The following is a 17,415-nucleotide window of genomic DNA, read 5'->3' as shown; positions in this document are numbered from 1 at the left end:
TCGAGCTCGCTCGCATCGTGCATGAAAAATGGCCTGGAATAATGCTCGCGGGGAAATCTGCGGTTGAGCTCTATTCCAAGAAGGAACTGACCTTTCCGCTGCATTGTGCCTACGAGCACCCGCTGGCGAACTCTACTTGGTTAAAGGTGCAGCGTACGCGGCAGACAACGACCTTTAGCCAGGATGGCGTTCCTGTTCAGAATCCACTATTGGCTGCGGGAGAGGTAGGTGAAGCGGAAGCGCTGGCGATGCTAGAAGCGCGCTATCAGACGCGACGCGGGAAACAAGCCCTAGAGAAGGAATGGGGCGCTATCTCTCGGGTACCGGCAAGGGTCAAAGAACTGGTGAAAAGGCCGCCATCGGTGCCGATAGTGAAGTGGAGAGGAAGGTGGCCCGCGCATTGCAGAAGCGCGGTAAAAAGGTGCAGGTTAACCATCAAATCGGTCCGTACCTGTGGGACATTGTGGTGGGTAAGGTGGCGGTAGAGATTGATGGTTACGACTACCACAAGGCTGAAGACCTAGGTACCTTCATTAAGGACCGGTGGAAGGGAAATAACGCTGCGTTGAAAGGCTATACGGTGTTGCGGTACTCGGGGAGCTGCGTGAAGCACCACTTAGTTGATGTAGTGCAGCAAATAATCGAAGCAGACGAGGGCCACACCAACTTCACGTCGCACGTTCACAAGCCCGTGTGGCAGTGGCATTGGATTCTCGCCGGATTTGAGTCCGAACCAATCTACGGCTAGATACCACCGAACGCAGTTCTATTCTTGCGTTACCTCTGGCAACCTCGAAGAGGTCGTGGGATAGGACGGCTGGGCGCCGGCGCTAGTGGCGGCAAAGGCACCGACGCGGGCGGCGAAGGTGGCGGCATCGACAAGCGTGGCGCCTGCAAGGAGCTTGGTACAAAATGCACCGGCAAAGGCATCGCCGGCGCCGGTGGTATCGACCGCGGTGATCTGTGGGGTGGGGATATCCGTGTTGGATTCGGGCGTTGCCACGTAGGCGCCTTCGGCCCCGAGGGTCAGCACCACCGATTTAAAGCCGGCGGAAACCAGGCGGTGGGCGAGATCGCGCGGGGTGCCGGTGGAAGAAAGGCCCAGTTGCTCAAGGATGAGGCCAGCCTCGTGCTCGTTGGCCATGAGGGGATCGGCCTGCAGGAGCGCGTCGCGGTCCACCTCGATGACTGGGGCGAGGTTGACGACTACGCGTCCTTGGGCGGCATCGACTGCGGCTTTGAAACCGGAGGCGGGGATTTCGCCCTGGAGCAGGACCACGTCCGCATCGGCGATGGTGGATTGGCGGGCGGTGACGAAGGGGGCATCGACAAGAGCGTTCGCGCCGGGGGAGATGACGATGGTGTTTTCGCCATCGGCGGAGACCGTGATGACCGCCAAGCCGGTAGTGGTATCGGCCTGTTCCACCGCGTTGAGGTCGATGCCGGAGCTGTGCATGTAGTGCATGGCGGGCTCGGCGTAGGGATCGGAGCCGACCGCGCCGACGAAAGCTACATTGGCGCCCAATTGCGCAGCGGCGACCGCTTGGTTTGCGCCCTTGCCGCCAGCGAGGATCTCGCCGCCGGAGCCCAGCAGGGTTTCGCCGGGGTGCGGGTGGCGTTCGGCGTGGACAATAAGGTCAGCATTAATCGAGCCGACGACGGTGAGCTTGCTCATTGGAAATCCTCCTATGAATCGGATTCTACGGTGAATGCGGTGGACATGCGGGGGATATATCGCGTATCGATTATTGATCCTTGAGGCAGGCGCCTATTTTTGATGGCCGCGATGAGTTCTGCGGTGGCTATCTTGCCCATGTGATCGACGTTTTGGTCCACTACGGATATGGGTGCCGGCTGGAAGCGCAGGTAAATGAAGTCATCGAAACCGACGAGTGCGACTTCCTCTCCAATGGCCTTGCCGGAATTATGACAGGCTTCTAATGCGCCTGCAGTCATCATCGAATCAGCGGCGACGATGGCCGTAACCCCTGCATTAAGTAGTTCGATTGCACCCTTGTATCCCTCTCGGTGCCGGAAGCTGCCGTGGTGAATGTGGATATTAAGGTCGCGAGCCGCTTCTGTGAATACAGCGAGGCGCTGCCTGCCGGTAGAGGTTTCTTGGGGGCCGGAAAGATAGCCAATCGAGGTATGGCCTTTGTCCTTGAGCTGCGCAATTGCCCTGTGCATTCCCGGACTGGGATCAGAAATCACGGCGGGAAATTCTCCGAGTGTTCGGTCAATCAATAGCAACGGCCGATGGGAGTGGGCTTGGTCAATCGCCTCTTCTGCGCCATCGAGGGGAACAGTAATTATTCCATCGACCTGCCGCTGCGTGAGGGCATCGAGGGCGCGTTCCAAACGCGCAGGATCCTCGCCGCAACTAGTAATCATGGTGGCAAAACCGTGTGCATTAGCCTCTTGCTCAATTGCGGCGGCCATGGCGGCGAAATACGAGTTGTCCAGGCTTGGTATGACGAGGCCGATGGCATTGGACCGTGCGTTGCGCAGCGCGCGTGCCTGGGCATTTGGGCGGTAATTGAGCTGTTCAGCTGCCTGTTTTACGCGCGTGCGGGTGGCTACGGAAATAGCTGGGTTTCCTGCCAGTGCGCGCGAGGCGGTGGAAATGGACACCCCAGCAGCAGCGGCTACGTGCTTGAGGGTGGTTGCGGCCATTTCGGTTCCTAGGGGTAGAGCAGCTTCGACGGGGTGTGCAATCGATTGCACACTTATGTTTCAATTTACGGTTCAGTACCTGTGCCTGTCAAGGGTTCGCGCCGGTCTAAGCTAATGAGCATGGAAAATTCCCCACGAGATCCGCTCCTTGTTTTGGGCTCCCGGGTTACCCACGGTCATCCGGGCGCCATGCTGCGATCGCGTTTGGATAAGACGCTCGAACTCTATTCTGGGCAGACGGTCATCGTCTCTGGCCGCGGGGAAGCGGGCGCGATGGCCGAATACCTAATCCAGCGGGGTGTTGATCCTCGGGATGTGCTCGTGGAACCGGTTGCTACCAGTACAAATGAGAACCTAGAAAACGCGCACAGCCTCGCACCAGATGCCGTATTGCAGGTGGTCACCAACGATTTCCATGCCCTGCGCACCGCATTGTGGGCCTGGCATTTGGGCATTGCAATAACCGTTCACTCCGCGCGCACGCCGTGGCTGTCGATGCCGCGCAATTACCTGCGCGAGCTTGCGGCGACCCCGCATTCCGCGGCGCGAATCCTGTGGCGGCGACTGCGGAGGTAACCGAGGCTATACCACTTTGAGTGCCTTACTGATCCCGCTTTGCAAGGTAGGCCGAGATTGCTTCATGGGGTGGGCAATGGCGCGCAGCCCCATATACGCAATCTGATCGGCGGCGCGATTGAGCGGATCTCCGGCATGCCCGAGTACCCTGCGGATGTCCACTTCGCAGGTGCCTTCAAGGTCGCCCCAGGCCTGTTGGAAACGGGAACGCGCGCCAGACGAGACACCGCGCCACCTGCGTCCAGACCGTGCCGCCTTGGAGCCCTTCTTGTGCAGGATATGGTTGACCGCGTCCAGTGCCGCGACGGAATCGGATTCGATCACGGCCTTCGTTGCACCTACCTTGAGCAGGTACTTTAACGCGAGCGTGAGCGCTTCAAGCTCCAGTTCGTCCGTGCTAGCTTTCGTCTCGCGGGTGCGCAGGCGGTAGTCACCGTTTCCCGCCACGAAACACATTGAGCCCTTGAACACGGTATCGGAGGAGGCATCGGTGGCGATGCGCACCACCGCGCCCGCCGGCCACGACGTCGTGTGCGAGAAGTTGGGCCACCATTTCGCCTCTGGTGTTTCGACCTGGTTGGTTTCCTTCTTCTTCGGGGCCTCGCCCAGCTTGCGGGCCTTCCGTGCGGTCAAACCAGCTTGTTTGCGGCGTGCGGAGCTCGCGCTTGCCGATGCCCGATTCTCCCCCGCAAAGCTCCCCGTCACCGTATAGCCGCGCTTCTCGAGTGTCGCTCGCAGCGCATTTTGCCTACGCCCGGTGACAATCCAGGTGCGTCCATCTATTCCGTGCAAGGCCCGCTGTAGCTCGTTTACTGCAACTTTGACGATATCGCCTTTTTTGATCTGGCCTTTGCGCACGAAGCGTGCCTGCGGGGTGTTGACCGCGATGACCCACCCCTCGATAGTTCCGTCCTCCGCTGAGTCCCAGCGTTCATCCCACAACGCGATCGCCACATGCACCGGCGCAGACACCATGTTCTTGGTAATTTTGCGGGTGCCGTAGGTGCGCGATTGCGTGCCGGTGAGTGCTGAGAGCTCGAGGGGTTCCATTGGTACTAGTAAATCACGCCCCATTCCAGCTGTGAGCTGCACGCGCCTGATGTGGGCTCGATTCGTGAAGGTTCTCGATAGTTCTAGTACTCGTTGCGGCCAGTCTCGCAACAGTGCCACAAAAGAGCTGTGCAACGGATTGTTCAGGAAGCTGCGCAAAGGCCCCTTCAGGAAGCTCCGAAATGGGCTGTGCAAAGGCCCCTTCAGGTTGCTCCGCAACCGGTTGCTCAAAGGCCTCTTTAGGTTGCTCCGCAAAAGTGCAGGGTCCCATGCAACATTTGAAGAAGATTTGCGATATTTGAGGCGCTAGTTTGCTCAGTTATTGCAGTGGAGGATGACCATAGGAGGCTGACCATAGGAGGCTGACCCTCCAACCCCTGACTGAAAGCGGCCGACTACCTAGCCTTCCGCAACAGATGCTGGCCGTCCGCTCCGTGGACCGTCACCCGTTCGGTGCAGATTGCCGGCGGAGAGCTCAGAATGTGACCATTTGGAGCATCACGCCCGGCAGTTTCTCTAGGAAGCCGCGAAGATAAAGAGCATGTTAAATCATGAGTTAATTAATCTTCGTTACGCAGGTTCAACTAGTCCTTACTATCCCGCGCTGTACACGGGCGAATTAAAGCGAGTCGCTCCATGGATTGCAGTGAAAACAACGACGTGGGAAAGCTGGCCATGGCATAAGCAACAGCTTGCCCTTACTTTAGCGGCCGGCCTAAGTGCGCACCGAGCGTCATTGGTGGCTAAGTCGGCTGCGCGTATTTGGGGAATTTGGGTAATTCCGCGGAGAAATGAGGTCGTCGAACTCGCTTCACCTTCAGGAAGTATCCCACCGAAAACGCACTGGCCGCGAAAGTACTACCGAATGTCACGTATAGGGGAGACATCGGTGGAAAGGTCTGGGGTTCGGGTGACGAATCCGGCGCGGACGTGCTTGGATATCGCCAGGCTACATGGGTTTGCGGAGGGGCTTGTTGCGGTCGATTCCGCATTGCGTGCGGGCCTAGTTTCGGTAGAAGAACTAAAGGAAACCCGGGCAGTAATGGCTCGGATGAAGGGGCCTCTCCCCATGAAAATGGTGGTGGAGCATGCGTATGCCGGTTCTGAATCACCGTACGAGTCGCTGTTGCGGGCGTTAATTATTGAAAAGATTCCCTCGGCCACTGTGTACCCACAATTTCGCGTATTGGGAAAGTACCGGGCTGACTTATGCATCGATGGGTGGCTCATTATTGAGGTCGACGGGGATACCAAGTACGACGGTACTTATGGGAAAGCGCCGGAAACAGTGGTCAAGGAACAGATGCGCCGGCAACGAGAAATCGAAAACCAGCGATTTACGGTATTGAGGTTTGGGCCAAAAGAGCTGGTTAATGACCCGAATAGGGTCGTAGAGACAATAGTTGAATACCTGGGGCGAAAGACGGGAAAAGTAGCGTAGATCACCCCCGTGGTACCCCTAGCTATAGATGTTGTTGAACAACCTCCGTAATAGCAATTATGATGATGCGAATCACAATTAAGAGAGACCGGCGTCACGAAAGGTGAGACTAGTGAGTGCTGAAAAACAGGCTTCCGCCCCGTCACCGGCGGGGGCGGAGGCGGATGCGAAAACCCCGCCCAAGGGCATTGGCGCCATGGCGGGAGCCATGTTCCTCATGGCTACCTCGGCCATTGGCCCGGGCTTTTTGACCCAGACTTCGGTCTTTACCGTCCAGATGGGCGCTTCTTTTGCCTTCGCTATCGCGCTGTCCATCTTGGTGGACATTGCCATCCAGCTCAATGTGTGGCGCGTGCTCTGCGTGACGGGAATGCGCGCCAATACCTTGGGCAATACCGTCCTGCCCGGTCTAGGTTGGGTGCTCGCCGGCTTCGTCTTTTTCGGCGGGGCGATTTTTAATATCGGTAATATCGCCGGCGCAGGCTTGGGCTTGAACGCGATGCTGGGCATCGATGCGCGCATCGGCGGCGTCATTGCGGCGGCGATTGCGGTGTTTATCTTCCTCTCCCGCCGCGCCGGAATGGCGCTGGACCGCCTCGTGGCCGCCCTGGGCGCGGTGATGATCCTGCTCATGTTGTACGTGGCCATCGTCAGCCAGCCGCCGGTAGGGGAGGCGCTGAAGAATACAGTCGCGCCGGGTGAAATCGATTTCTTCGTTATCACCACCATCATCGGCGGCACCGTCGGTGGCTATATCACTTTCGCCGGCGCGCACCGGTTGATCGATGCGGGCTTATCTGGCGTTGAAAACGTGAAGAACATTACGCGGACCTCCGTTAGCGGCATCATCGTCACCGGTATTATGCGCATGCTGCTCTTCTTGGCGGTATTGGGCGTGGTGACTACCGGCGTCACGCTAAAAGAAAATAATACTGCCGCCGATGCCTTCTACCACGCGGCCGGTGAATTCGGTCTCCGCGCATTCGGCATGGTGCTCTTTGCTGCGGGCCTATCTTCCGTCATCGGTGCCGCTTATACCTCGGTATCCTTCGTGACCACCCAGGAAACTTCGGCCCGGACTCGGAATATCTTCACCGTCATCTTCATTACGGTCTGTACGGTCATTTTTGTAATAATCAACTCCGCGCCGCAAAAGCTCTTGATCTTCGCCGGTGCGATTAACGGGCTCATCCTTCCCATCGGCTTCGCGCTGGTGATGTGGGTGGCTTGGCGCCGCAAGGATCTGCTGCAGGGCTATAAGTACCCAAAGTGGCTCCTAATCCTTGGCGGCCTGGCCTGGCTGCTTACCATCTTCATCGGCCTCCGAGCAGTCTCAGGAATCACAGCGATATGGGCATAATGCACACGCCAGAAGAGGTGCGCGAGTTCGCGCGCACCCACGAGATGACCACCACCGCCGCGCATGCGCGGGGATACATGCAGGCCAACCTGCTCTCGCTGCCCAGCGCATACGCCTTCGACTTCCTGCTTTTTGCCCAGCGCAATCCCAAGCCGTGCCCCATCGTCGGCGTGCTTGAGGCGGGACAGTACACCTCTGATCTCCTGCCTGGCGGCGATATCCGCACCGATATCCCGGCCTATCGCATCTTTGAGCATGGTGAGCACACGGCCACGCTTGCCGATGCCACCTCCTATTACACCCCCGACATGGTCAGCTTCCTTATCGGCTGCTCGTTTACCTTTGAAACGGCGCTGGTGGATGCGGGTATCGAGATCGCGCATATTAAGCAGCAGCGCAATGTGCCGATGTACCGGACGAATATCCCTACTACTCCTGCGGGCGTATTCTCCGGACCGATGGTGGTATCGATGCGCCCGATTCCGGCATCGCAGGTCTCCGATGCGGTGCGCATTACCTCTCGCTATCCGTCCGTGCATGGCGCTCCGGTGCACGTGGGGGATCCGGCGGCTATCGGTATTGCGGATTTAGCGCACCCGGACTTTGGTGATGCGGTGGACATTCCAGAAGGTTGCCTGCCCGTCTTTTGGGCGTGTGGGGTTACCCCGCAGGCCATCGTGATGGAATCAAAGCCAGATCTGGCTATTTCCCATGCCCCGGGCAAGATGCTGGTGACCAATGCCCGCGATGCGGAGTACCTCATCCCTTAGGTATTGACCCCGCCGCTTAATTAGTCCGTGAAGGATAAGATGGTATCGCAAGTTTCTAAGAGGCTATCGCGCAAGTGTGTGGTGGCCTCTTCGCGTTTTCCATCCGCGATGAGCGTGGCCACATCCACGTTGCCTTGAATGTGCTCGGCGTGCAGCTGTGGGTAGCGGGGGATGACCAATAAAAAGGTAAGCCGCATGCGCGCGAGCAGGTTGCTCATCTGCTCATCCAAGGTGGGGGAACCCAGCCCTGCCACCAGGGCTTGGTGGAAGCGCTGGTTAATGGAGGAGACTTCCTGGTGCTTATCGCGCCTCGCGCACTCGAAGGCGGAGGAGGCGAGGGAGATAAGCGAGGGGGCATCGGCAAACGCGCCCCAGCGCGCCGCGGCCGGCTCGATGGCGGCGCGGGCGGCGAATAAATCGCGGATATAGGCGGCATCCGGGGTGGCGATGAAGACGCCGCGGTGGGGGATGCGCTCGACCAGGCGCTCGGCGGCGAGCGTGGTGAAAGCCTCGCGGAGGGTATTGCGGGAGCAACCGAATTGCTCGGCCACCTTTACCTCGCTGAGCTGCTCGCCGGGCTGAAAATTGCCGGCCGACATCTCTTGGCGCAAAGCGGTGGCGACGGACTGGGAAAGCATGACCCTCACCTTACTGAATGGGTGAGGCGTCAACGGCCATTCCGTATGACTTAAAGATCTAAAAGTTCTAAAGAGGTGGCAAAGTTCTAAAGGATCTAAATGGAAGCTCTGGCATAGTGATTCTGGATAAGAATCCTTTTCGCCCCAGTTTCGGCGCGTCGCCGGTGCAGCTGGCCGGGCGCGAATTTGAAATTAGCTCGTTTAACTATGGGCTCGTGGGCGGCGTGGGCAGCATGCAGCGCGCCTTGCTGGTGTCCTGTTGACTGTCGATGAGGTGCAAGCGGCTTCCGTGGATGAGCTTGCACAGCTCGCAACCGCCATCCAGGATCTCATTCGCGACGAATACGATATCGCCTTCGCCGCCGCGGGATTGACGTTTGGGGTAGAAGAACTTTTGGAGCATGAGGGCACCACCTTTTTGCGCCGCGCTCAAAGGCTGGATTTGGGGCTGCTTGATGATGCCACCGTAGCCGATACCCTGCACAGCACCGCTACCGCGGCTGGGCGCGGTTTCAGCGAGCACGCTTTAAAAGAGGCGACCGCATTGGTGCAGGGCTATCCGTACCTATTGCAGCTGGTCGGCGCTTTGGCGTGGACCCGTGCGGTACTCGATGGGGCGGATGCCATCGAGGAGCGTCACGTGTCCTCCATTGCGCGCGAGATTCCAGCGCACATGGGCAACCAGGTGCACAGGATTGCGTTGAAGAATGTTCCTGACGCCCAGCGCGCTTTTCTCAACGCCATGGCGGAGCTGGAAACCGAACACGGCGCTGATATTCCCACCGGTGCCATCGCCGCGAGCCTGGGCAAGACTCCCAATGCCATTTTCATGGCCCGCAAGCTGCTTTTAGAACGCGATCTCATCGCTAGCCGCCGCTATGGAACCGTGCGTTTCCTCTTGCCCTACCTTGGCGAGTATTTGCACGGCCAGGCGCCCAGGTAGGTGCGCGGGCCCACCGGCAGGCAGCATGCGCTAGTCGATGGTCGCAATCACCGTCGCGGAATCCAGGCGGTCGCCCTCTTCAGCAAGGATCTTGATGGTGCCGCCGCGCGGGGCCTTGATGGCAGATTCCATCTTCATGGCCTCAACCGTGGCGATGGAATCTCCTTCGGAGACGCTATCGCCATCGGATACATTCCAGGCCACGAGGTTGGCCTCGAAGGGGGAGGTGACCGCGCTATCGTCGGTGGACTGCGCCCCGGCCGTCGAGGGAGCGGTGGCACCAGAACCATCCGCGGCGCCCGCGCCAGCGCCGGCACCGGCGCCTGCGAGGAAATCCATGGGCACGCCGATATTGACGAGCTTGCCGTCGATTTCTACCGCGACCGTCCGGCGCTTGGTGTAGATTGCCTCGACCTTGTCTACCTGGTTGGCGGCAGAGGGCCGGTAGTTGTGATCGAGCCAGTCAGTAAAGACACCGATGTCGCTGGCGCCGGCATCGGCCTCAGCGGAAGACGCGGTGCCAATAAGTGCTGGCTCGTCCATCATGTCGCGGTGGAAGGGCAGCACCGTGCGCACGCCGGAGACATCGAACTCGCGCAGCGCCTGCCGCGAACGGGCGAGGGCTACCTCGCGCGTGGGCCCCCAGACGATGAGCTTGGCGATGAGCGAGTCATAGTACGGCGGAATGATAGAACCCGAGCGGACAGCAGAATCGACGCGGATGCCGGGGCCGGTTGGCGGCTCGAAGGAGACGATGGTGCCGGGGCAGGGGGCAAAGCCGTTGAGGATGTCCTCGGCATTGATGCGGAACTCGAAGGCGTGGCCGGTGGAGGCTGGATCCTCAGCGATGGAAAGGGGCTCGCCCGCGGCGATGCGGAATTGCTCGGCGATGATATCGGTGCCGGTCACCACCTCGGTCACGGGGTGTTCGACCTGGACGCGGGTATTGACCTCCAAGAAGGAGATGGTGCCATCCTCGGAAACGATGTATTCCACGGTGCCGGCTCCGGTATAGCCCACGTGGGAGCAGATGGAGCGGGCACCTTCGATGATGCCGGTGCGCTGGGCATCGGAAAGCGCGGGCGCGGGGGCCTCCTCGATGAGCTTTTGGAAGCGGCGCTGGGTGGAGCAATCGCGGGTGCCCAGCACGCGGACGTTGCCGTGGGTATCCGCCAGGACCTGCGCTTCTACGTGGCGCGGGTGGGTAAGGAACTTCTCCACGTAGCACTCGGCGCGGCCGAATGCCTCCATGGCCTCGCGCCCGGCGGAGTTGAACGCGCCCTCGATCTCATCCATGGAATCCACGACCTTAAGGCCGCGCCCGCCGCCGCCATAAGCGGCCTTGATGGCAATCGGCAGGCCATGCTCCTCGGCAAAGGCGCGGGCCTCCTGCCAATCATCAATGGGATCGGAGGTGCCCGGAGCCAGGGGCGCGCCGACCTCCTCGGCAACGCGGCGGGCGGCAATCTTATCGCCCAAAAGCTCGATGGATTCCGGCGAGGGGCCGATCCAGATCATGCCGGCATCGGTGACGGTGCGGGCAAAGTCGGCGTTTTCGGAGAGGAAACCGTAACCCGGGTGGATGGCATCCGCACCGGCGCGCACGGCGATATCCAGCAGCGCCGGGATATTCATATAGGTATCGGCAGCGGTATTGCCGGGCAGCGCATAGGCTTCATCGGCAACCTGGGTGTGCAGGGCACCGGCGTCGGCCTCGGAATAAATGGCGACGGACTTAATGCCCAAGTCGCGGGCCACGCGGGCGATGCGCACGGCGATTTCGCCGCGGTTAGCAATGAGGACGGTTTTAATCTGCATTTTCTTCTCCAGTATTTAAAGCTTGGGGTGTCACGAGGCGGAAGGTCACGCGCGCGCCGGGCGGGAGCTGCGCGGCGATGTCGATATCTTCTTCCAACACGGTGGCGATGACGGGGTAGCCGCCGGTGACGGCGTGGTCACGCAGGAAAACCACCGGTTTGCCATTCGGCGGGATCTGGATGGAACCGGCCACCATTCCCTCAGAGGGGAGCTCGCCGTCTTTCACGCGCTGCACGGTGATATCGGAAGTCTCTGCGCTGTCTTTAGCCCCGGAAAGCCGCAGGCCAACGCGGTTGGAATCAGAGGAAACGACCCATTCGGTATCTAGGAAGGTGGAGATATTATCGCCAAACCAGTCATCGCGCGGGCCTAGCACGCAGCGCAGCGTCGCGCGCGTCTTGCCAGCGGAATCAGCGGATACGCGCAGGGGGTTGACCAATTGTGCATCCGTCATGCCGGTCGAGCGCGGCAGCACACCGATGACATCGCCAGTGGTGACGGGGTCGGGGCCGAGGCCGGAGAGGACATCGGTGGCAGAGGAGCCGAGCTCGGATTCGGCGATGATGCCGCCGCGAATGGCTACGTAGTTGCGCATGCCCACGGTTGCGGCACCGACCGTCACGGTCTGGCCGGCGGTAACGAGCACCGGGCGGGCGAGGTGCACGGGCATCTCACCCAGGCGGACGCGGGCGGTGGCGCCGGTAACGCAGATGACGGTATCGGTAAGCGCGCGCAGCTTGATGCCGCCGATATTTTCTAGCACCGTCGCGCCCCGCGGATTGCCCACGGCAACGTTCGCGGTTGCCGCGGCGGCGTGGTCGGCGGCACCGGACGGGGTCACGCCGAGGTCGCCCACACCGGGGCGGCCTAGGTCTTGATAAAGCGTGAGCAGGCCCGCATCGAGGACCTCCATGCGGGGCAGGCGGGCCGGCGAGCGCTTGGATTCCGCGCTGCGATCCACCAAGTCCGGCAGCTCGTCCACGGCGCGGTAGCGCACGCGGTCACCGGGCTGCACCAGCGCGGGCGGGTTCGCGTGCGAATCCCACATCGGGGTATTGGTGGTACCGAGCAGCTGCCAGCCGCCTGGCGAAACGCGCGGGTAGACCGCAGAGAATTCGCCCGCGATGCCCACGGCGCCAGCCGGAACGGCCGTGCGCGGATCGGAGCGGCGTGGCACGGCCTTGGCCTGGGCCGGATCGGAAGGCGCGCAGTAGGTAAAACCGGGGGCAAAACCACCAAAGGCGGCGGTCCATTCGGCAGAGGTATGCCAGTCAATCAAGGCCTCGCGCGACATGCCGAGGAGCTCGGCGGCGGCGTCGACGTCTTCGCCATCGTAAAGCACGTCGATGTCTACCGTGCGCGCTTCCTTCGCGGTAGCGGCGGCAGGGGAGAAGTCTGCCAGAAACTCTGCGGCCGCGCGCGCGGAATTAGGCGCCTCAAAGGTAATGAGCAACGTGGTGGCGGCGGCAATGCAATCCACCTGATTCTTCAGCGGTTTAGCGGACAGCGCCGCATGCCACGCCATGACCTGTTCAAGCCCGTCCAAATCAATGAGCAGGGCGCGGGTGCCAACGAAGTGAATATGCGGCATTAGATAAAGCTCCGAATGTCGATTCCTTCCGCGCTGAGGCGCTCGACCACACCGCGCAGCAGTTTCACGGAGCCCGGCGAGTCACCGTGGGTGCACACGGATTGGGCATCCACATCGAGCGTGGTGCCATCGATGGCGGTAATGGAGCCGGTTTGGGCGACTTCAAGCACGCGCTTGACGACATCCCCTTCATCCCCCATCACCGCATTGTCCTGCTTGCGTGAGACCAGCGTGCCATCCGGGTTGTAGTTGCGATCCGCGAAGGCCTCGCGGATGACGGTGAGGCCTTGCGATTCTGCGATATCGACCGCGAGGCCGCCCGGCAGCAGCATCACGGGGAGGTCACCGAAGGCCTTGATGCCTGCGATAACTCCCTTGGCTTGTGCTTCGTCTTTGACGATGGTGTTGTACATCGCGCCGTGCGGCTTCACATAAGACACCCGCGTGCCATTGGCGCGCGCCAGCGCATCGAGCGCACCAATTTGGTAGGTGACCTCGTCCGCGAGCTCCGCTGCATTGTAGTCGATGAAGCGGCGGCCAAAGCCGGCCGGATCGTTATAGCCCACGTGTGCTCCGACCGTGACTCCCGCACGCGCCGCAGCCTTCAGGGTCTGGGCAATGGAGTGCGGATCACCGGCGTGGAAGCCGGTGGCGACATTGGCGGAGGAGACCATCTCCAGCATCGCGGCATCATCGGCTACCGGGTTGCCGGCGGTGGTTTCACCCAAGTCCGCGTTGAGATCAATGTGGAGCGAAGCCATTCAACACCATCCTTAATTGTTGAACAATAAGTGTGGTTCCAAGTGTAACCCGTGCCACTGCCATTTGTGAAGGCGGTTACTCTTTGGGCGGAGTGGTGTCGATAGAACAGCTCCTCTCAGGAGCGGCCGTGGGCAAGGAAGAAAACTAAGACTCCACGGCGGCTTGGGGTTCGACCTGGAGGACAGAGGAGATGATCCCTTCTGCTTCTTCACAGGAGCTGGCCTCGTGCAGCTGGGCGCGGAAATCCTCCTTCATGATGGCGCGGGCGAGGGTGGACAGCAGCTTTAAGTGCTGTTTTCCGGCGTCATCGGGAACGGCGATAAGGAACGCTAAAGTCGTGGGCTCTTCGCCGCTTGCCCAGGTGATACCGCCCTCGGGAAGCCGGGCGAAGGCCAGAGTTGGTGCGGAAACTCCGGCGGAACGAGCGTGCGGGATGGCCACGCCGTGGCCCACGCCGGTGGAGTGTTGGGCCTCGCGGTTCAGGGCGGCATCGGCAACCGCGGCGGCGTCGTTAATGCGGCCATCGGCGGCGGCGAGGGAAACGAGCGACTTGATGACGTCCTTCGGATCGGAACCGAGCGGTTCATCGAGGCTGATAGTAGAGGTACCGAGAAGAGGGAGCACTGCGGGTGACTCCGTTTCCTTGTCTGTTTCCGGGGAGCGCTGTGTCAGGCGAATGAGCAGGAGCATGAGCGCGGCACACACGGCAACGCCGCAGAGCATGGACAGGAAGAACCACGCCACTTGATCCACCGCGCCGAGGACGGCGACGATGGGGCCACCGTGCATGACATGATCTTGGACCCCGAACGCGCCCGCCATCGCACCGGCGACGGCACCACCGGCGACGTTGGCCGGGATGACCTGCAGGGGACGCGCCGCCGCTAGGGGAATGGCGCCTTCGGTGATGCCGAAAAATCCCATGAATAGCGCGGCGATACCGGAATCCTTTTCCGCCTTATTGAACCAACCACGGCGCAGGAGGGTGGACACGCCCACTGCGAGCGGCGGAACCGCAATCGCGGCGGCGGCCATACCCATCGGGGCTGCATTCCCCGCGGCGATCATGCCGCCGCCAAACAGGAAGGCTGTCTTATTGAAGGGCCCGCCCATATCGAAGGCGATCATCGCACCAATGATAAGACCCAGCACAATCGCAGACGAGCCCTGCAGCCCACCGAGGTATTCGGTCATGGCCTCGAAGGCGCTGGCAATCGGCGCGCCGATGAAATAGATGAAGGCCAAGCCCACTATCAGCGTGGTGAAAATCGGGATGACGATAATCGGCCAAATCGGCGCGATGAATTTGTGCACCGGAATCTTCTTGATTGCAAGGGCCACGTAGCCGGAGAGGATACCGGTGACGATACCTCCCAAGAATCCGGCTCCGGCCTCGGACCCGTACAGCGAACCGGTCGTGGCGATGAGCCCGGTGATAAGCCCTGGCGCTAACCCCGGCCTATCCGCGATGCCAACGGCAATGTAACCAGACAAGACCGGCACCATCAGCGAAAATGCCAGGCCACCAAGTTCATTGAGCGTATTCCAGAAGCTATCTTCAGGAATCGACAGCCCCTCCGGCGTGGGCGTGCCGCCCAAGGACAGCGCCACGGCGATGAGCAATCCGCCGGTAACCACGAAGGGAATCATGTGGGAAACGCCATTCATCAGCGCCTTGTACATGGTCTGCCCAATACCGCGCAGCCCAGCATCTCCCGCAGCGTCCTCCGCCTCGCTTTCCGATGCCCCGTTATCCTCACCCTTCCACGCTGCTGCCTCCAAGGACTTGGTTAACAGCCGCTCTGGGTGCTTGATGGCCTCGTCCACACCGGTTGCCACCAAGCGCTTGCCGTGGAATCGGTCCTTCGCGATGGTCGTATCGGCACCGATAACAATCGAATCGGCTTCCTCGATGTCTTGTGTACTGAAGTTGCCCTCCACGCCGATGGAACCGTGCGTTTCAATCTTGATGCGGTAGCCCAGCTTTTTGGCGGCGGCCTCCAAGTTCTCGGCGGCCATATAGGTATGGGCGATACCCGTTGGGCACGCCGTGATGGCGAGAATGAAAGGCGAAGAATCTGATGTGCTCATACTCTTATTAAAGGCACCCGTGTAAACGAGCACAAGGAAAAGGGGAGGTTCTTTGCGCAGAGTCCGCTGTATGGGGGCCTATGCGCGGGAGCCAATGCGCAGTGCCCGATGTACAACCTCTTCTGTGCAGGGTCTTATGCGCAACCTCCTATGCGCATCCTCCTCTGCGTCAATTGAAGGCGCGATGCGATTTTTGAGGGGCGACTTTGCTCAAAATGAGCATGGGACCTATAGCATCGCGGAGATCGAACGATTGTTGACCGGCGGTACCCTAGAAACAGAACCGAAACCGCCCGCATCTTGGGCACACGAATGAATCGTGCCCACTTGAACCGAAGAAAGCCGCATCGTGAGTACAGCATCGCCGGATAATATCCTGCTCTACCTGCCGAAAAAGCAGGAAGAGCAGATTCGGGAGATCTTTGCAGGTCTTGCCGAGCGCGGATTCCCCGTACAAAATCAGCGCCCGCATATTACGGTGACTTTCGCGCAGGAGATGGAGCCCCACGTTGTAGAGCTTGCCGCGGAGCTTTTACCGCCGGTCATTCCGGCGACGTTTCGGCGCGTGGGAAACGTCATCTTCGGCACGAAGAGGAAACGGACCGTGGCATGCTTATTAGAGACCAGCGATGAACTCGAAATGGCAGCGCGGAAGATTAGCGCCGCCAATCCTGAGGGCCGCGGTCCGCGCTGGACGCCGCACCTGACCATGGGCCTGCGTTTACCGCGCGAGGATGTGGGTGGCTATTTAACCGCGATGGATGAGCTGACGTCCTCGCATTTCAAGGAACTTAACGCAGTAGAAGCGGCGTATTGGCGCCCGCACACGCAAGAAAAGACGGTGCTAGCGGGAGGCTAGCCAGCGCGAAATCGATTTAACATATTGCGTATATACATCTAATACTCGCGGGATTGAATTGGAGACGATTCCCAAATCCACTTCAACGTATTGGTGAGTAATGACATTGCGCAAAGCCGCACTCTTATAGAAATCTTGCTCCAGGTCGGAGGGCAAAACGCCCGCGCGAATGAGATCTTCGAAACCGCGACGGCTATTAGAGTCCGCAACGTTTAAGGTCGTTGCCGCAATGTGTTGGTTAATATCCGTGGCAAGATCGATTACTTGCTGCAGCATGAAAAACACGGCATACATTTGTGAAAGGTCAGAGCGCAGTTCTTCCACGTCTGAATCCCGGTATTTTTCAAGTTCTCCAAGTATGCGCTGGAGGGAGACAAGCCTTTTGCGGATAGTGTCTGATTGAAAATCCCGTGGACTCATGACATTAAGCTCCTGAGCTCGAACTCGCGGCGGTACGCCGTATTGATGTACTCCCGTGCCGCCATCATTTGCAGCGTTCCATATTTGGTATTGGATGGATCGACCAAGAGGTCGCACTTTTGCAGAGCTTCATGCTGCGCCACCGTGTCCGCAGTATCCAGGCACATGAGATCGATGCCGTCGCCATAGCGGGAGTAAAACGCCGTGGCAACGTCGAGCACGTTCGGCCGGTCAGCTTTCGCACGCGAGAAATCGATCGAATAGGCAAGGTCAACATCATTCGCATTGGCGGCATTGACGTGCGCGCTGCCAAAAAGAACCAGCAGGTCAATGCCGGTATCCAAGCAGAATGACTCCAAGGACCCGTCATCGGCCTCGGCGCGCAACCGCGCGGCAAGCTGTGCTGGAGTGCTCATAACCATC

General features: G+C 60.0%; 18 protein-coding genes. 8 read left to right on the top strand and 10 right to left on the bottom strand.

Annotated elements, in window-relative coordinates; translation table 11 throughout:
• Positions 1–301 precede the first annotated feature (301 nt).
• Positions 302–748: an endonuclease domain-containing protein gene (locus QP970_RS08765; RefSeq protein ID WP_284869860.1), complete on the top strand. Its 447-nt coding sequence runs from the start codon at positions 302–304 to the stop codon at positions 746–748.
• 18 nt (positions 749–766) lie between these two features.
• Here QP970_RS08765 and QP970_RS08760 read toward each other — a convergent pair whose 3' ends face one another.
• Positions 767–1,675, bottom strand: a complete 909-nt coding sequence (locus tag QP970_RS08760; protein WP_284869859.1) for a ribokinase — start codon at positions 1,673–1,675, stop codon at positions 767–769.
• 11 nt (positions 1,676–1,686) lie between these two features.
• Entirely contained in the window at positions 1,687–2,673 is a 987-nt protein-coding gene (locus QP970_RS08755; protein ID WP_239269366.1) for a LacI family DNA-binding transcriptional regulator, read from the bottom strand.
• A gap of 120 nt (positions 2,674–2,793) precedes the next feature.
• On the opposite strand from QP970_RS08755, the gene QP970_RS08750 reads away from it, so the two are divergent.
• Positions 2,794–3,249, top strand: a complete 456-nt coding sequence (locus tag QP970_RS08750) for a YdcF family protein (RefSeq protein WP_239269367.1) — start codon at positions 2,794–2,796, stop codon at positions 3,247–3,249.
• A gap of 6 nt (positions 3,250–3,255) precedes the next feature.
• On the opposite strand, the gene QP970_RS08745 is transcribed toward QP970_RS08750, so the two are convergent.
• A complete protein-coding gene (locus QP970_RS08745; RefSeq protein ID WP_239269368.1) occupies positions 3,256–4,299 on the bottom strand; it encodes an RNase H family protein in 1,044 nt (347 codons plus the stop codon).
• Positions 4,300–4,840: 541 nt separating this feature from the next.
• Between QP970_RS08745 and QP970_RS08740 the strand changes: the two genes are divergently transcribed.
• The 3 genes from QP970_RS08740 (at position 4,841) to QP970_RS08730 (ending at position 7,870) form a co-directional block, all read left to right on the top strand.
• The gene (locus tag QP970_RS08740) at positions 4,841–5,740 is read left to right on the top strand and encodes a DUF559 domain-containing protein (protein WP_239269369.1); all 900 of its coding nucleotides are present in this window, start codon (positions 4,841–4,843) and stop codon (positions 5,738–5,740) included.
• Between the two features lie 196 nt (positions 5,741–5,936).
• Positions 5,937–7,100: an NRAMP family divalent metal transporter gene (locus QP970_RS08735; RefSeq protein ID WP_239269443.1), complete on the top strand. Its 1,164-nt coding sequence runs from the start codon at positions 5,937–5,939 to the stop codon at positions 7,098–7,100.
• Positions 7,091–7,870 carry a putative hydro-lyase gene (locus tag QP970_RS08730; protein ID WP_239269370.1) on the top strand — a complete coding sequence of 260 codons (780 nt, stop codon included), beginning with the start codon at positions 7,091–7,093 and terminating at the stop codon, positions 7,868–7,870. Before QP970_RS08735 ends, QP970_RS08730 begins: the two co-directional genes overlap by 10 nt.
• Positions 7,871–7,890: 20 nt before the next feature.
• Here the strand turns inward: QP970_RS08730 and QP970_RS08725 are convergent, their stop codons facing one another.
• Complete coding sequence (locus QP970_RS08725) at positions 7,891–8,508, bottom strand: GntR family transcriptional regulator (RefSeq protein WP_239269371.1); 618 nt, start codon at positions 8,506–8,508, stop codon at positions 7,891–7,893.
• 116 nt (positions 8,509–8,624) lie between these two features.
• On the opposite strand from QP970_RS08725, the gene QP970_RS08720 reads away from it, so the two are divergent.
• Both QP970_RS08720 and QP970_RS08715 read left to right on the top strand, forming a co-directional pair.
• Complete coding sequence (locus QP970_RS08720; protein ID WP_239269372.1) at positions 8,625–8,771, top strand: hypothetical protein; 147 nt, start codon at positions 8,625–8,627, stop codon at positions 8,769–8,771.
• The gene (locus QP970_RS08715) at positions 8,768–9,451 is read left to right on the top strand and encodes a DUF8462 domain-containing protein (protein WP_239269373.1); all 684 of its coding nucleotides are present in this window, start codon (positions 8,768–8,770) and stop codon (positions 9,449–9,451) included. The genes QP970_RS08720 and QP970_RS08715 overlap by 4 nt, the downstream gene beginning before the upstream one ends.
• 30 nt (positions 9,452–9,481) lie before the next feature.
• Here the strand turns inward: QP970_RS08715 and QP970_RS08710 are convergent, their stop codons facing one another.
• From QP970_RS08710 to QP970_RS08695, 4 genes are all read right to left on the bottom strand, one after another.
• The gene (locus QP970_RS08710) at positions 9,482–11,269 is read right to left on the bottom strand and encodes an acetyl/propionyl/methylcrotonyl-CoA carboxylase subunit alpha (RefSeq protein ID WP_284771780.1); all 1,788 of its coding nucleotides are present in this window, start codon (positions 11,267–11,269) and stop codon (positions 9,482–9,484) included.
• The gene (locus tag QP970_RS08705) at positions 11,259–12,860 is read right to left on the bottom strand and encodes a 5-oxoprolinase subunit B/C family protein (protein ID WP_284771779.1); all 1,602 of its coding nucleotides are present in this window, start codon (positions 12,858–12,860) and stop codon (positions 11,259–11,261) included. The genes QP970_RS08710 and QP970_RS08705 overlap by 11 nt, the downstream gene beginning before the upstream one ends.
• Entirely contained in the window at positions 12,860–13,621 is a 762-nt protein-coding gene (locus tag QP970_RS08700) for a LamB/YcsF family protein (protein WP_005277447.1), read from the bottom strand. The genes QP970_RS08705 and QP970_RS08700 overlap by 1 nt, the downstream gene beginning before the upstream one ends.
• Before the next feature lie 145 nt (positions 13,622–13,766).
• Positions 13,767–15,713: a fructose-specific PTS transporter subunit EIIC gene (locus QP970_RS08695; protein WP_239269376.1), complete on the bottom strand. Its 1,947-nt coding sequence runs from the start codon at positions 15,711–15,713 to the stop codon at positions 13,767–13,769.
• A 349-nt stretch (positions 15,714–16,062) separates the two neighbouring features.
• Here QP970_RS08695 and QP970_RS08690 point away from each other — a divergent pair, with 349 nt between their 5' ends.
• The gene (locus QP970_RS08690; protein WP_239269377.1) at positions 16,063–16,572 is read left to right on the top strand and encodes a 2'-5' RNA ligase family protein; all 510 of its coding nucleotides are present in this window, start codon (positions 16,063–16,065) and stop codon (positions 16,570–16,572) included.
• On the opposite strand, the gene hepT is transcribed toward QP970_RS08690, so the two are convergent.
• Together hepT and QP970_RS08680 are read right to left on the bottom strand one after the other, a co-directional pair.
• On the bottom strand, positions 16,558–16,992 hold the full coding sequence (gene hepT / locus QP970_RS08685; RefSeq protein ID WP_239269378.1) for a type VII toxin-antitoxin system HepT family RNase toxin: 435 nt from the start codon (positions 16,990–16,992) through the stop codon (positions 16,558–16,560). The two genes, QP970_RS08690 and hepT, sit on opposite strands and share 15 nt — an antisense overlap.
• Positions 16,989–17,408, bottom strand: a complete 420-nt coding sequence (locus QP970_RS08680) for a hypothetical protein (protein ID WP_239269379.1) — start codon at positions 17,406–17,408, stop codon at positions 16,989–16,991. Before QP970_RS08680 ends, hepT begins: the two co-directional genes overlap by 4 nt.
• Positions 17,409–17,415: the final 7 nt, after the last annotated feature.

This window comes from Corynebacterium sp. MSK073 (assembly GCF_030232085.1).
In the GTDB taxonomy this organism is placed as follows: domain Bacteria; phylum Actinomycetota; class Actinomycetes; order Mycobacteriales; family Mycobacteriaceae; genus Corynebacterium.
Note: the sequence above shows the minus strand (reverse complement) of the source record. Positions and strands in the feature narration are given on the sequence as shown.

Coding starts and splice junctions, on each gene's coding strand:
- QP970_RS08760 (WP_284869859.1), bottom strand. CDS start 1,675: ATGAGCAAGCTCACCGTCGTCGGCTCGATTAATGCTGACCTTATTGTC.
- QP970_RS08700 (WP_005277447.1), bottom strand. CDS start 13,621: ATGGCTTCGCTCCACATTGATCTCAACGCGGACTTGGGTGAAACCACC.
- QP970_RS08750 (WP_239269367.1), top strand. CDS start 2,794: ATGGAAAATTCCCCACGAGATCCGCTCCTTGTTTTGGGCTCCCGGGTT.
- QP970_RS08740 (WP_239269369.1), top strand. CDS start 4,841: ATGTTAAATCATGAGTTAATTAATCTTCGTTACGCAGGTTCAACTAGT.
- QP970_RS08745 (WP_239269368.1), bottom strand. CDS start 4,299: ATGGAACCCCTCGAGCTCTCAGCACTCACCGGCACGCAATCGCGCACC.
- QP970_RS08725 (WP_239269371.1), bottom strand. CDS start 8,508: ATGCTTTCCCAGTCCGTCGCCACCGCTTTGCGCCAAGAGATGTCGGCC.
- QP970_RS08695 (WP_239269376.1), bottom strand. CDS start 15,713: ATGAGCACATCAGATTCTTCGCCTTTCATTCTCGCCATCACGGCGTGC.
- QP970_RS08730 (WP_239269370.1), top strand. CDS start 7,091: ATGGGCATAATGCACACGCCAGAAGAGGTGCGCGAGTTCGCGCGCACC.
- QP970_RS08680 (WP_239269379.1), bottom strand. CDS start 17,408: ATGAGCACTCCAGCACAGCTTGCCGCGCGGTTGCGCGCCGAGGCCGAT.
- QP970_RS08765 (WP_284869860.1), top strand. CDS start 302: ATGGGGCGCTATCTCTCGGGTACCGGCAAGGGTCAAAGAACTGGTGAA.
- QP970_RS08755 (WP_239269366.1), bottom strand. CDS start 2,673: ATGGCCGCAACCACCCTCAAGCACGTAGCCGCTGCTGCTGGGGTGTCC.
- hepT (WP_239269378.1), bottom strand. CDS start 16,992: ATGAGTCCACGGGATTTTCAATCAGACACTATCCGCAAAAGGCTTGTC.
- QP970_RS08735 (WP_239269443.1), top strand. CDS start 5,937: ATGGCGGGAGCCATGTTCCTCATGGCTACCTCGGCCATTGGCCCGGGC.
- QP970_RS08705 (WP_284771779.1), bottom strand. CDS start 12,860: ATGCCGCATATTCACTTCGTTGGCACCCGCGCCCTGCTCATTGATTTG.
- QP970_RS08710 (WP_284771780.1), bottom strand. CDS start 11,269: ATGCAGATTAAAACCGTCCTCATTGCTAACCGCGGCGAAATCGCCGTG.